12 protein-coding genes are annotated in these 12444 nt (G+C 70.7%); 5 read left to right on the top strand and 7 right to left on the bottom strand.

Annotation, left to right across the window (positions count from 1 at the left end; translation table 11 throughout):
* The first annotated feature begins 284 nt into the window (after nucleotides 1-284).
* Entirely contained in the window at nucleotides 285-1226 is a 942-nt protein-coding gene (locus tag FPT20_RS16725; protein WP_199245873.1) for an SDR family NAD(P)-dependent oxidoreductase, read from the top strand.
* Nucleotides 1227-1251: 25 nt separating this feature from the next.
* On the opposite strand, the gene FPT20_RS16730 is transcribed toward FPT20_RS16725, so the two are convergent.
* The 3 genes from FPT20_RS16730 to FPT20_RS16740 all read right to left on the bottom strand — a co-directional run bounded on the left by FPT20_RS16730 (nucleotide 1252) and on the right by FPT20_RS16740 (nucleotide 5751).
* Nucleotides 1252-4866, bottom strand: a complete 3615-nt coding sequence (locus tag FPT20_RS16730) for a galactose oxidase-like domain-containing protein (RefSeq protein ID WP_158867385.1) — start codon at nucleotides 4864-4866, stop codon at nucleotides 1252-1254.
* 95 nt (nucleotides 4867-4961) lie between these two features.
* Entirely contained in the window at nucleotides 4962-5375 is a 414-nt protein-coding gene (locus FPT20_RS16735; protein WP_233265586.1) for a hypothetical protein, read from the bottom strand.
* Between the two features lie 79 nt (nucleotides 5376-5454).
* Nucleotides 5455-5751 carry a DUF5652 family protein gene (locus FPT20_RS16740; RefSeq protein WP_233265587.1) on the bottom strand — a complete coding sequence of 99 codons (297 nt, stop codon included), beginning with the start codon at nucleotides 5749-5751 and terminating at the stop codon, nucleotides 5455-5457.
* Between the two features lie 111 nt (nucleotides 5752-5862).
* Between FPT20_RS16740 and FPT20_RS16745 the strand changes: the two genes are divergently transcribed.
* From FPT20_RS16745 to FPT20_RS16755, 3 genes are read left to right on the top strand one after another with little or no spacing between them, the layout of a single operon-like run.
* Nucleotides 5863-6372, top strand: a complete 510-nt coding sequence (locus FPT20_RS16745) for a pyridoxamine 5'-phosphate oxidase family protein (protein ID WP_158867387.1) — start codon at nucleotides 5863-5865, stop codon at nucleotides 6370-6372.
* Nucleotides 6369-7256, top strand: coding sequence for a universal stress protein (locus tag FPT20_RS16750; protein ID WP_158867389.1), 888 nt, complete (start codon nucleotides 6369-6371; stop codon nucleotides 7254-7256). The genes FPT20_RS16745 and FPT20_RS16750 overlap by 4 nt, the downstream gene beginning before the upstream one ends.
* Nucleotides 7253-7723 (top strand): universal stress protein, encoded by a 471-nt coding sequence (locus tag FPT20_RS16755; protein ID WP_233265588.1) that lies wholly within the window; start codon nucleotides 7253-7255, stop codon nucleotides 7721-7723. Before FPT20_RS16750 ends, FPT20_RS16755 begins: the two co-directional genes overlap by 4 nt.
* On the opposite strand, the gene FPT20_RS16760 is transcribed toward FPT20_RS16755, so the two are convergent.
* Nucleotides 7720-8445 (bottom strand): BON domain-containing protein, encoded by a 726-nt coding sequence (locus tag FPT20_RS16760; protein ID WP_158867391.1) that lies wholly within the window; start codon nucleotides 8443-8445, stop codon nucleotides 7720-7722. The genes FPT20_RS16755 and FPT20_RS16760 overlap by 4 nt on opposite strands.
* A 172-nt stretch (nucleotides 8446-8617) precedes the next feature.
* On the opposite strand from FPT20_RS16760, the gene FPT20_RS16765 reads away from it, so the two are divergent.
* Nucleotides 8618-9055, top strand: a complete 438-nt coding sequence (locus FPT20_RS16765) for an Hsp20/alpha crystallin family protein (RefSeq protein ID WP_158867393.1) — start codon at nucleotides 8618-8620, stop codon at nucleotides 9053-9055.
* Between the two features lie 28 nt (nucleotides 9056-9083).
* Here FPT20_RS16765 and FPT20_RS16770 read toward each other — a convergent pair whose 3' ends face one another.
* The 3 genes from FPT20_RS16770 to FPT20_RS16780 form a co-directional block, all read right to left on the bottom strand.
* Nucleotides 9084-9725 carry a response regulator gene (locus FPT20_RS16770; RefSeq protein WP_158867395.1) on the bottom strand — a complete coding sequence of 214 codons (642 nt, stop codon included), beginning with the start codon at nucleotides 9723-9725 and terminating at the stop codon, nucleotides 9084-9086.
* A complete protein-coding gene (locus FPT20_RS16775) occupies nucleotides 9725-11422 on the bottom strand; it encodes a GAF domain-containing sensor histidine kinase (protein ID WP_158867397.1) in 1698 nt (565 codons plus the stop codon). Before FPT20_RS16775 ends, FPT20_RS16770 begins: the two co-directional genes overlap by 1 nt.
* A 110-nt stretch (nucleotides 11423-11532) precedes the next feature.
* The gene (locus FPT20_RS16780; protein WP_158867399.1) at nucleotides 11533-12405 is read right to left on the bottom strand and encodes a universal stress protein; all 873 of its coding nucleotides are present in this window, start codon (nucleotides 12403-12405) and stop codon (nucleotides 11533-11535) included.
* Between the last annotated feature and the right edge of the window lie 39 nt (nucleotides 12406-12444).

The following is a 12444-nucleotide window of genomic DNA, read 5'->3' on the forward strand; positions in this document are numbered from 1 at the left end:
CAAGATACGTCGCGCTCTGCGGCGTGCTCGCGTGGCTGACGAAGTTTGGGCGCTGAGGCTCATGACAACGCGGTGGACCCGCAGTCTTGTCTTCCTGGGCCTCGCTAAGCCGGCGGGAAGGTCGGGATGTTCGGTGCTGTCGCCGCAAAGCGGTCGCGAGAACTGCGTCACGTTTTGGATGTAGGACCAGCATTTACACTGCCACCTGGAAAATTTCCGGCCTTAGCCTGGAATGCGCCCCAGGAAAGGTGGCCACGACCCAGTAGGCTCAAGCGATTCCGAATTTGCTGAAGCACCCACGAATGAAAAGGGCCGGATCGACGGGTGATGTCGAGCCGGCCCTCTGCGTTTCGGGAGTGATTGCCGCCCGGCCGGAACAATACAGAGAGATGCTCGCCATGGAACCGAATCATCTGGACCTCACCGACCGACGCGGGGTCATCACCGGCGGAGGGCAGGGCATCGGTCGAGCACTCGCCCTCGAATTCGGTCGACGCGGAGGCCACCTGCTGCTGGTGGGCCGACGAGAGTCCACGCTCACCGAGACGGCACGCCTGGTGGAATCCCTGGGCGGCACGGCCGAGATCCACGTCCAAGACATGACCGAGCCGGACGCCGCTGAGCGAGTCGCGCAGGCGGTTGCCTCCTGGAGCAGCCTCGACCTCCTCATCAACAACGCGGGAAACGTGCGCGCGGGCAGGCTCGAGCTCACCACCGATGCCGACGTCCACTCGATGATCGACCTGAATCTCACCGCCCCCATCCTCCTGACAAAGACGCTGCTGCCCAGGCTTCGAGGGAGCGGCAAGGAACGTGGCAGCATCCTCCTGAACATCTCGAGCGGGATCGCACTCGTCGGGATGCCTTTCTACGGTGTCTATGCGGCGACGAAAGCGGGCATCGCGCACTTCGGTGAAGCGCTTCGCCGCGAGTTGATCGGAACGGGTGTGCACGTTGCGACCGTCTATCCGGGGGCGACCGATACCGCGATGATGGCCTCGCAGAACGCCGGTCCGGAGCTCGGCTGGGGGCGTCGGAGCCTGGAGGACGTCATCAGCGACCTGATGGCGGCGCTGGAGGGCGGCGAGCACGAGATCAACACCGCACCGGAAGGCCGCCGCAAGATGCAGCGACTCAACATCACCGACCCCCTGGCCGTCGATGCGTCCCTGGCACCAGACCTCGAGGCGCTCGAGGCAGCCGTACGCGACCACCGAAGCATCTAGCCGAGGGCATCGCTTCTCAGGACCGCTAAGGCGCCGGAAGCACCTCCACCAGCGCCAGATCCCACATGTCGGTCGTGGGCGCCGTGTCGTTGATCGTCACCGCTGTACCTGCAGTGGGCGTCACTGCGTTCGTCCGCTGCAGCCAGTAGGTGTCGCCCGACGGCGAGAGGTACTGGTCGACCAACGTCTGACCGGTGCCGACCGTCCGTGCGTGCGCGGTGCTCCAGTCGGTTGCGACGCCCCACACCCAGGAGCCCGCACGCGTGGTTGTGAGCGTGGCCGTCGGACCGCCGCTGGCGCCGTTCGCGGCGAGAACGGCCCCAGTAGCCGTGTCCGCACCGAGGAATCCCGCGACGGTGAGCGACGACTGCCACGACCCGGACTTCTGGGTGGCTGTCACGGTCACGTTCGAGAGCGGCGTCGGTGCCACCGCCTGCCAGACCTCTGCGGTTCCCGGTTGACCGTTCGAGCGTTGTCGGAGGGTCCAAGTCAGACCGCCTCCCGTCACCGAGCCGATCTGGGCGGTGCTCGTACCGTCAGAGCTTACGAAGGCGAGGAGGAGCTCGTTCGTGCCCGTGGTCGTGAGGCCCCCGACAGAGACTGTCGAGGCATCCGTGCCCTGATGCTTGGTCACGAGACCGTCGACGGTGATCGCCCGCGGACCGGACACCGCCGTGGCCGTCGCGCTGTTCGACGCCCCGCTGACGTTCCCCGCCGCATCCTGCGCGGTCACCGTGTAGGTGTAGGTGGTCCCTCCCACGACCGCGGTGTCGGTGTAACTCGTCCCGGTGGTGGTCGTGAGCGCCGAGCCGTTGCGGCTGACGTTGTACCGCGTCACGCCGACATCATCGGTGCTCGCGTTCCAGGTCAGGGCGATGCCGCCCGCGCCTGCCGAGGCCGCGAGATTACCGGGCACAGAGGGCGGCGTCGTGTCCGCGAGTGCGGTTGCCGTGACCTCGGCCGACGGTGCGCTCATGTTGCCGGCCGCGTCGACGGCCTCCACGCGGTAGTAATACGCACCGGGCGTGAGTCCCGCATCCTTGTAGGTGGTCGTGGTGCCGCTGACCTGCTTCACCAGGTTCGCCGGGCCGGGGGTGAAGCCGGAGGTGGTCGAGCGGTACACGGTGTAGCCGGTCACGCCCACGTTGTCGGTGGAAGCGGTCCAGCCGACCGTGATGCTTCCGACCGCTCCGGTCGCCGTCGGGTTGCTCGGCGCCGTCGGTGCGACGGCGTCCTCGTAGGGTGCCGGGAACCGGACCATGGCGGCCGTCGACGGCACACCCTTGCCGTTCACGATCATGAGCATGTAGTAGCCGGGAGGCGCCCAGTTGCCGTTGGGCGGAAGTTGCACGTTCAGGCCGCCGGCGGCCTGAGTGAAGGACAGCTGCATCCCGCGGGTGTTCTGGTCGAACGCGTGGGTGTCCGAGCCCGTCCGGATCAAGGACACCGACGTGATGCTCGCCGCGTCCGGCGTCTGGACGAAGGCGCTCCCTCCGTACTGGAGGGTCGACGGTGCGGAGGTGATCGTCGGCCGCGCGCCCTTGAACAGGTAGGGAGGCGAGTAGATCTGGTAACTGAGCTGGTCGGCCACTCCGGTGTCGCCGCCGCCACCGGAGACGAAGACGCGGCCGTCGGGCAGGAGGACGGCGACCGAGTGGTAGAGCCGCGGGGCGGTCAGCGACGCGACGGTCGTCCAGGTCCCGGTGGCCGGGTTCCAGATCTCGGCCGGCTTCACCGCCTTGGAGAGGTCCTGTCCGGACTTGTCCGTTCCGCCTCCTGTAGCGAGCACCGTCCCGTCAGGAAGGTTGGTGAGGTCGACGAAGCTGCGCGCGTAGGCCATGGGCGCGGTCGCCTGCCAGGTCGGGTTCGGCTGGTTCATGTCGAGCGTGTATGCGGTGTTGGCCGATGTGCCGGTGAACCCGCCGTCGGAGGCGGTGCCCGCCTTGAGGAACTTGCCCGGCGCGTAGTTGGTGATCGATGCGCCGTCGAGCACCCGGCTGTCGATGGTGGTCCACTTCTGTGTCGACAGGTCCAGTGCTTGGGTCAGCGTCCCCTGCTCGGAGGCGCCGGCCTGGAGTACCCGGCCGTCGGGCAGCTGATACATGAACGGGTAGTACGGGATGTCCTTCGTCGCCGTGGTGAGGTCGGTCCAGGTGTTCGTGGGAGGGTTGTACACCTCCGGGGTCTGGACGATGTCGGTCGAGCTCGTGTTCGACCCGGAGGTGACGAGGACGCGCCCGTCGCCGAGCGTCGTCCCGGTCGGGTACCACCGCGGGTGGTTCATCGGCTTGAGGGCGCTCCACGTGTTCGTGCTCGGGTCGAAGGCGCTCACCGCTGTGATCCCCAGCCCGCCGCTGGTCGCGGTGCCGCCGACCACGGCGATGCGTCCGTCGGCGAGCACGGCCTGGCCGGCGCAGAACAGGTCGACGGCGCCGTTCGGGACCTGGATGTACGTGCCGCTCACCGGGTCGAGCAGGAATTGCTGGCCGTTCTGCGAGAAGTCACCCTGCCAGGTGAGGATCTTGCCCGTGTCGGTGAGAGCCGCGTGGATCGAGACCTCGGGCCAGGGGACGACCGGTCCCCATGAACCCACCACGGAGGGATCGTTCGCCGAGTTGCTCACGGTCACCGCGACGGAAGACGCCGTGGCCTGGTTGCCGGAGCCGTCGCTGGCGATCGCGGACAGGGCGTGGCTCCCGTTGGCGACCGAGGTGGTGTCCCACGAGATCGTGTACGGCGCGCTGGTGACGGCGGCCGCAAGTGGCGCGCCGTCGAGCAGGAACTGGACGGAGGCGACTCCGACATTGTCCGTGGCCGTCGCCGATACGCTCACGGTGCCCGACACCGTGCTCCCCGAGGCCGGGGCGGTCATGCTCACGCTCGGCGGCACGGTGTCCAGGCCGCTGATGGGCAGCACCTCGATGGCGGCGAGGTTCCATCGGTCGGTGGTGGGTGCCGTGTCGTTGATGGTCACGCTCGCTGGTGCGGGGGCCGTCGTCACCGACGTCTGGCGCTGCGTCCAGAACGTGTCCCCGGACGACGCCAGGTCCTCGTCGACCTTGGTCTGTCCCGCCCCGACGGTTCTCGTCGTAGCGGTGCTCCAGTCGTCACCCACTCCCCACACCCAGGAGCCCGTCCGCGTCGTCGTGAGCGTCGTGGTGGGCGCGCCGGTCGCCCCGCTGGCACCGATGACGGCGCCGGCCGTAGCCGTGTCGGCGCCGGTGAAACTGACCACCGTGATGGCTGCCAGTCCCGTCCCCGCGTGCGTCGCCGTCACGGCGGCGCTGGTGATCGGCGCGCTCGAGACGCCCTGCCAGATCTCGGCGGTCCCGTACTGGGCGTTGGCCCGTTGACGGAGCTTCCACGTGACCCCGCCGCCGGTGACCGCGGTGAACGATTCGCTCCCCACCGTGGCCGGGCCATCGGCGGTCAGGAAGGCGAGGAGGAGTTCGTCGCTCTGCTTCGTGCTGAACACGGGGGACGACACCGTGGTGCCGGAGGTCGTCTGGTGCCCGCTGACCACCACGTCGGTGGCGAGCGCGGAGGCCGCGGTCGCGCTCGACAGGGGCGCCAGGGACAGCCCGATCAGGGCGGTGAGGGTGGCGAGGGCGACAAGCCGGCTCCGATGCGCGAGGGACATGAGCAAACCTCATTCAAATCGATATCTGCGAGGTTGCTACAAACGCGGTGCAATGTAAAGAGCCGGATCCGACCGGCGGAGGGCTCCTCCTGAGCTCAGCGCCCGACAGCCGCCCGCAGGATCGCGGCCACACGGTCCCTCTCGGGACCGTCCAGTTTCGTCACCGCGAAGCCCACCGGCCACAGTGCGCCGTCGTCGAGCTGCGCCGCCTGCTGGAACTCGAGCGTCGCGTAGCGGATCTTGAACTTCGAGCCGGGCTTGAACGCGACGACGACCTTGCCGTCCGCGTCGGCGTAGGCCGGCATCCCGTACCAGGTCTTCGCCGCGAGCGACGTGTTCTCCGCGACGAGCGCGTGGAAGATCTCGGCGAGGTCCTTGTCGGTTCCGGTCATCGCCGCGATGGCTGCTTCGCAGGAGGCAGCGGCATCCGCGCCCTCCTGCGCCGCCTTCTTCTCGGCGACAGCCGCGCGCATCGCCGCCTTCTCCTCTTTGCTGAACGTGGTGCTCATCGGTGACCTCCTGTGTCGTGATGTCACCAACCTACGGTCGGAGGGGCTGCGCCGCTTCTCGAATCCTGCTCGGGATCCGTCAGGTCTCCTGCGGGTGGCCGAGCTGCTCGGGCTCGCCCGTGATCTCGAGGATCTCCTCCTCCTCGAGGTCCTCCGACCGGTGCCGCCGGTCGACGCCGAAGAGATAGATCGCGTCGAGGACGCCCATCGTGTTGCTCAGCAGGAGCGTGACGAACCAGGGCTTGCTGCCGTTGCGTGCGGCGCGCCACACGGAGGCGCCCTTCCAGGCGAGATTCCACGCGACGGCGGCGAGGAGGAGGGCCCGGCCGGAGGCGGGGACGTCCGGCATGCTCAGGGAGGCGCTGCGGCTGCTCATGCGCACAGTACAGCCCGGGCGCCCGTGCGGCGGCAAGGGCCGAAGGTCCTAGCCGCGGGACCGTCCGGCACGGGAGGCTCGACCTGAGCCGCCGACCGGAAGGAGCGCACCATGCCCGAGGAGATGACACGGGACGAGATCGACGAACTGCTCGCCTCCCAGGCCGTCGGGCGCCTGGGCCTCGTGGAGGGCGACGTGCCGTACGTCGTCCCGATCTCCTACGCCTACCGGGACGGCTGCATCTACGGCCACAGCGCGCAGGGCAGGAAGCTGCGCGCGCTGCGCTCGCAGCCCGAGGTCTGCTTCGAGGTCGACGAGGTCGAGACCGTGGACCGGTGGCGGAGCGCGATCGCCTGGGGCCGGTTCGAGCAGCTCGTCGGCGAGGAGGCCAAGCGCGGCCTCGACATCCTGATCGAGCGGTTCCGGCCGCTGCTGCCTCCCGCGACCACCGAGACGCATCCGGACGCCGAGGTCGGCCTGACCCGGACGCTCGACATCCCGCGCCTCCCGGGCGCCGAGGCCGACCTGGGGCGCACCTCGTCCGCCGCGGTCGTCTTCCGCATCCGCCTCCACACGCTCAGCGGCCGGTCCGAAGGGGCGCAGGAGGAGGTGCTCCCGTGAGCGACGGCCGCGTCGTCGTCGGCTTCGACGGCACACCGTCCGCCTGGCGCGCCCTGGACTGGGCGACCGACCGCGTCGCTCGCCGCGGGGGCCGGCTCGACGTCGTGCAGGCGGTCGATTCCCGGCTGGGCACCGCTGTCTTCGGACCGCGGTTCGACGTGGCCACGACGGCGGATGTCGCGCTCGAGGAGGCTCAGGGGCACGTCCACGCTCTCGCACCGGAGATCGCGACCGAGTTCCGCTGGGTGGACGGCTCGCCGCCGCACGTCCTGCTGGACGCGTCGAAGGGAGCCGCGCTGCTCGTGGTCGGCACCGACAAGCGCCACGGCGACAGGGGGTCGCGCACGGGCAGCCTCCCGCTGTCTCTCGCGGCCAAGGCGGACTGCACCGTCGCGGTCGTGCCCGACCGGCCGCGGCCGCCGCGGAACGTGGTCGTGGTGGGGGTCGACGACTCCTCGTTCGCCCGGACCGCCCTCTCGGCCGCCGTGATGGAGGCGAGCTGGACCGGCGCGGTCGTGGAGGCGGTGCACGCGTGGGACGTCCCCGAGACGTTCCACCGTGCGATCGAGGAGGGACGGGAGGTCGATCCGGCCTTCGAGGAGGCGCAGAACAAGGTGATCCTGGACGCGATCGCCGACGTTCCAGCGGCTCGGCAGGCGGACATCGTGCCGGTGCTCGTGCGCTCCAACCCGGCGGAGGCGCTCATCGAGCGGGGCGCGGGAGCCGTGGCCATCGTGGTCGGAACGCGCGGGAGGGGACGCTTCGCCGCCTCCCTGCTGGGTTCGGTGAGCCACGACGTGCTGCTCGACCTCCCGTGTCCCGTGCTGGTCACCCCCGCCGAATACGTGTTCGTGCCCGACGGCGACGTCGAGGAGACCTGGTGAGCGACACCCTGCACCCCTCCCGGGGAGCATCGGCCCCGATCGTCTGCGGCGTCGACGGCTCGGAGGAGTCGCGTCGGGCCTTCCACGAGGCGGTCCGGCTCGCCCGTGCGCTCGACGTTCCGCTCGAGGCCGTGATGGCGTGGCAGCGGTCGACGTCCATGTACGACGCCTACTTCCCGCAGCCGGAGCGCTCGCCGAAGGTCGTCGCCTTCGGTGCGCTCGAGCGCATCGCCCGCGAGGAGTTCGCGGGCGCCTGGCCCGACTGGGTGACGTTGCGCGCGGAGCCCGGCCATGCCGGGTCCGTGCTCGTCGAGAGGTCGCGGGACGCGGCGATGCTCGTCGTGGGCAGCCGGGGCCTGAGCGGACTGGCCTCGCCGTTCCTCGGCTCGGTGAGCCTCTACTGCGCGACCCAGGCGCGCTGCCCGGTGCTGGTGGTCCGGCCCGACGAGCCGCGCCCGACCGCCTAGGGGACGACCTCGAGCCGATCGTGCACCTCCCGGACGTGCGGGGAGGACCACGCGGTCCGCACCGCCTGCTGCCGTTCCGCCCAGGAGCGCACCGTGCCGGCCAGGGTGACCTCGTGGTCGCTGACGAGCACCTGGATGCGCCCGGCGTCGACGATCGCGTTCCTGATGATCGCGCGCCGGATCTCCTCGCCCACATCGGCCGCGTCGGGGCGGCGGGAGAGCTCGATCCTGCTCTCGACCGAGTGCACGCCGAGCACCCGCTCGACCGCCTTCTTGGCGGCGACCCGCTCGTGATCCCACTCGACGGTCCCGGTCAGCACGACGTCGTGCCCGTGCACCTCGGCGTGGATTCCCTCGTGCGGGACGCCGGAGGTCCAGGCCAGGATGGCGTCGACGGCCGCCGCCAGCTTGCGGCCGTCCGGTTCGCGCCTCCGGCTCGGCAGGCGGAGCTCGTCGGCCACCGTCCGGACCCCGGCGACCCGCTCCGCGGCCTTCACCGCGGCGATGCGTTCGTGCAGCGACTCGACATCGCCCGTTAGGGTGACGACGCCGTCGGTCACGGCCACGCCGATGCGCGGCGCGTGGACGTCGGGCGTCCAGGCGAGTTCCGCCTCCACCGCCTCCCGGACGGTCAGGTCGGCGTACGAGCGGCCGGTCTCATCGGCGGTCTGGGCCCGGGCCGCCGGGGGATGGCTGATCGGTGTCTGCGCGGTGCTCTCCATGACCATCAGCCTGGCGGGCGGCCGCGAATCCGGGAGGAGTCGAAGGTCCTCCGACGGGACGCCCCGGGACCTTCGGCCCTGAGACCGCCCGAGGGGACCGACCTAGTCTCTGACCCGAGACAGCGGCGGTGACCTGCGGGGCGCCGCCGGACGGTACGAAAGGAACCCGACCATGGCACGAAACCTCGTCCAATACGATCCGATGACCGAGCTGGCACGGCTGGAACGCGACTTCTTCGACGACGGCATGTTCGCCTCCCTCCGGCGCACCACCCTCCCGACGACCGACGTCTACACCGAGAACGACAACCAGATGGTCGTCGAGGTCCACCTGCCGCACTTCGACGAGGGCGACGTGAGCGTCGACATCGACGGCGGTGCGCTCGTGATCCAGGCGGAGCGGCACGAGAAGGAGGAGGACAAGAAGAAGAAGTACGTGGTCCGCGAGTCGAGCCAGAGCTTCTACCGGCGGATCGCGCTGCCGCAGCGAGCCGACACCTCCAAGATCCAGGCCGCCTTCACGAAGGGCGTCCTCAAGGTGACCGTGCCCTACGACGGCGCCCCGGCGTCGACCCACATCCCCATCACGACCGGCTCGGCGAAGAGCTGAGTCGATCGACCGGACCCGAACCGGCCGATCACCCTCCGCCGCGGTGCTCCAGATGGAGCACCGCGGCTTGCGTGCGCCGTTCGAGCCCCAGCTTCGCGAGCAGCGAGCTGACGTAGTTCTTGACCGTCTTCTCGGCGAGGCCCAGCTGCTCGCCGATCTGGCGGTTGGTGCGCCCGTCGGCGATGAGCGCGAGCACCTGCCGCTCGCGGAGGCCCAGGGAGTCGAAGCGCGGGTCCCCGGCCGCGGGCTCGCGCAGCTGGGAGGTGACGCGCGAGGCGACGCGGGGGTCGATGAGGCGCTTGCCCCGGGCGGCGGCGCGGATGTCGTCGAGGAGCGTGCTCCCGCGGATGTCCTTGATGACGTACCCGTCGGCGCCCGCGATGATCGCCGCCCGCAGGGCGTCGTCGTCGTCGTACGCGGTCAGCATGAGGCAGCGGATGGAGGGGTCGTCCTGCTTGATCCGGCGGCACACGTCGATCCCGCTGCCGTCCGGGAGGCGCACATCCAGCACCGCCACATCGGGTCGCACCGCGGGCAGCCGGGACCGGGCCTGCGCGGCCGTGGCCGCCTCGCCGACCACCTCCATGTCGTCCTGCGCGTCGATGAGCGCCGCTATGCCGCGGCGGACGATCTCGTGGTCGTCGGCGAGGAAGACGCGGATCGCGGCCATCAGCCCACCCCGGCCGCGAGCGGCAGGCGGAGGCAGAGCCGGGTCCCGCGTTCGTCGGAGTCGACCTCGAGCACGCCGTCGTGCTGTCTCGCGCGTTCTGCGATGTTCCCCAAACCGCTCCTCCTCGTCGTCTCGCCGATGCCGTGGCCGTCGTCGACGATCGAGACGGTGATCTCCTCCGGCGAGGCCTTGGCGGCGACGGAGGCACTGCGCGCGCCCGCGTGGCGCACGACGTTGGTGAGTCCCTCCCGCACGAACGCGGCGATGTCGTCGGCGACGCGGTCGTCCGCGACGGCGTCCACCGGGCCGGCGAACGACAGGGTGGCCGGCTCGGGCAGGGAACCGCCGACCTCCTGCACGATGTCGAGCAGCCGGTGGCGCAGGCCCGCATCGTCGTCGCGCGGCCGCGACAGGGCGAAGATGATCGTCCGGATCTGCGCGATCGCGTCGTCGAGGGAGCGGACCGTCCCGTCGATGCGCTCCACCGCTGCCGGATCGTCGAGCAGCGACTCCAGGCTCTGCAGTTCGAGACCCGCGCCGAACAGCTGCTGGATCACGTGGTCGTGCAGGTCCCGCGCGATCCGCGCGCGATCCTCGAGGAGGAGCATCCGCTGCCGGTCGGCACGGGCGCCGGCCAGCTCCATCGCGATCTCGGCCTGCCGGGTGAACGCGACCGTCCGCTCGAGGTCGAATCCGCTGAACGGAGGCGCACCCTGGTCCCTCAGCGCCAGGAGGACATGGGGACGGCTGGATCGACCGTCGAACGGCACGATGAGCGCGGCGCCTGCGCTCCGCCCGGTCGGGCCGTCGAGGTCGCCGACGTCGTCGACGCGCTTCGGCTGGGAGCTCTCGATGGAGGCACGGAGCTGATCGTTGTGGAGCGTCGCTTCGCCGAAGCCCGCCTCCGACTGCGCCTGCTCACTCCTTGCGACCTCGTGGGCGGACTCGTGCTCGAGGTCGACGTCCAGCACGACGACGAGGCCGGCGCCGGTGAGCTGCTCGACGCGCGACACGAGCTCAGGCAGCGCGTCGGAGCCGTCGCCGCCGAGGATGGTGGCGGTCATCTCCGCGGCGGAGGCGCTCCACGCCTGCCGGGCCGCGGTCTCGGCGAACAGGCGCGCGTTGTCGATGGCGAAACCCGCGGTCGCGGCGAGCGCGCGCACGAGCTGCTCGTCGTCCTCCGAGAACCGGCCCGCGGCGGGCTCCGTGAGGTAGAGGTTGCCGTACACGGCCTCCCGCACCACGATCGGGACGCCGAGGAACGCGCTCATCGGGGGATGGCCCTCGGGGAACCCGACGGAACGCGGGTCGGCGTCGATCGCCTCGATGCGGATCGACCGCGGATCGTCGATCAGAGCCCCCAGGAGGCCGCGGCCCTCGGGGAGGTGCCCGATGCGCTCCACGTCCTCCTCCGCCATGCCCACGTGGATGAACTGCTCGAGACTGCCGCCTCCCTCGGCGATCACCCCCAGCGCCCCGTAGCGGGCGCCGACGAGCTCGACGGCGGACTCGACGATCGTCCGCAGCACGGTGGGGAGCTCGAGGTGGGAGACGACCGCCCGATTGGCACGGACGAGCGCGCGGAGCCTCCCCTGCGTCTCCAGCACGCGGTGCGCCTGGTCGACGAGCGCGCTCAGGGTGCGATCGAGTTCGGCGCGCGGAGCGTCCGGGAAGGTGATCGGTTCGTCACCCTGCACCTCGCACCCCTCTCCGTCCGGGTCGCGGCGGGAGCAGTCTCCGCTTACGGGCCGAGTGTAGCGCGGGCGGAAGCCGTGGGCGGTGCCGATTTGGGCGGTCCCGCGGACGGTCACCGCGACGCCGTGATCTCCGGCCCGACGACCATGGTCGGCGCGGCGAGGTCGAGGATGAGGCCGTGCGAGACGGAACCGAGCCAGGCGCGCCTCCACCCGGTCAGGCGGCGGCTGCCGACGACGAGGAGGAACGCGTCCTGCGACCGCGACCGCAGACCCGACACCGGGTTCTGCCGGAGGAGGACGGGGCGCACCTCCAGGCCGGGGCGCTTCTGCGCGAGGCCCTGCACGTGGTCGTCGAGCAGTTCCTGGTGCGCCGCCTGCTGCGAGTCGACGAACTCGTCGTCGGGCACGATCAGCGGCTCCTCGGCGAGCGGCTGCTGCCAGCAGTGGACGACGATCAGCGGCTGACCGAGCGCCTCCGCCTCGGTCGCGGCGACGTCGAGGGCGACCCGGCCGATGTCGGAGCCGTCGATGCCGACGACCACTCCGGAGCGGCCCCGCATTCTCCCGGACGGCTCGGCCGGGACGATGGCGACGGCGCCTCCCGCTCCCGTCGCGAGGCGGGAGCCCAGGGACCAGCCGTAGCGGCCGCGCGGTCCGGCCCGGTGGGCCGTCCCGACCACCACGAGCGTGTCGGCGCCCGCCTGCTGCGCGAGCAGTTCCAGCGGGTCGCCGACGAGAAGGGTGTGGCCGGAGAGCGCGCCGGGGTGGGAGGTGGTCAGCGCCTCCACTCGCCCGGCGAAACGGGTCTCCTCCTGCGTCGTCGCGTGATCGAGGGCTCGCGGGTCGCCGAGGAACAGGTCGCGGTCGACCACGTCGAGCAGCTCGACGGTCGATCCCGCGTCCCGTGACCGCCGCAGTGCCCACTCGAGGGCGGCCTCGGCGGGCTCGGAACCGTTCCAGCCGACCACCGTGCGTCGCATCATCGTCGTTCCCCTTCTCGTCCCTCACGGGAGAGGCTCGCC

The organism is Leifsonia sp. AG29 (assembly GCF_009765225.1).
In the GTDB taxonomy this organism is placed as follows: domain Bacteria; phylum Actinomycetota; class Actinomycetes; order Actinomycetales; family Microbacteriaceae; genus Leifsonia.

Coding starts and splice junctions, on each gene's coding strand:
- FPT20_RS16740 (WP_233265587.1), bottom strand. CDS start 5,751: ATGAGCAGCCGCAGCGCCTCCCTGAGCATGCCGGACGTCCCCGCCTCC.
- FPT20_RS16760 (WP_158867391.1), bottom strand. CDS start 8,445: ATGGAGAGCACCGCGCAGACACCGATCAGCCATCCCCCGGCGGCCCGG.
- FPT20_RS16745 (WP_158867387.1), top strand. CDS start 5,863: ATGCCCGAGGAGATGACACGGGACGAGATCGACGAACTGCTCGCCTCC.
- FPT20_RS16780 (WP_158867399.1), bottom strand. CDS start 12,405: ATGATGCGACGCACGGTGGTCGGCTGGAACGGTTCCGAGCCCGCCGAG.
- FPT20_RS16770 (WP_158867395.1), bottom strand. CDS start 9,725: ATGGCCGCGATCCGCGTCTTCCTCGCCGACGACCACGAGATCGTCCGC.
- FPT20_RS16765 (WP_158867393.1), top strand. CDS start 8,618: ATGGCACGAAACCTCGTCCAATACGATCCGATGACCGAGCTGGCACGG.
- FPT20_RS16735 (WP_233265586.1), bottom strand. CDS start 5,375: ATGAGCACCACGTTCAGCAAAGAGGAGAAGGCGGCGATGCGCGCGGCT.
- FPT20_RS16730 (WP_158867385.1), bottom strand. CDS start 4,866: ATGTCCCTCGCGCATCGGAGCCGGCTTGTCGCCCTCGCCACCCTCACC.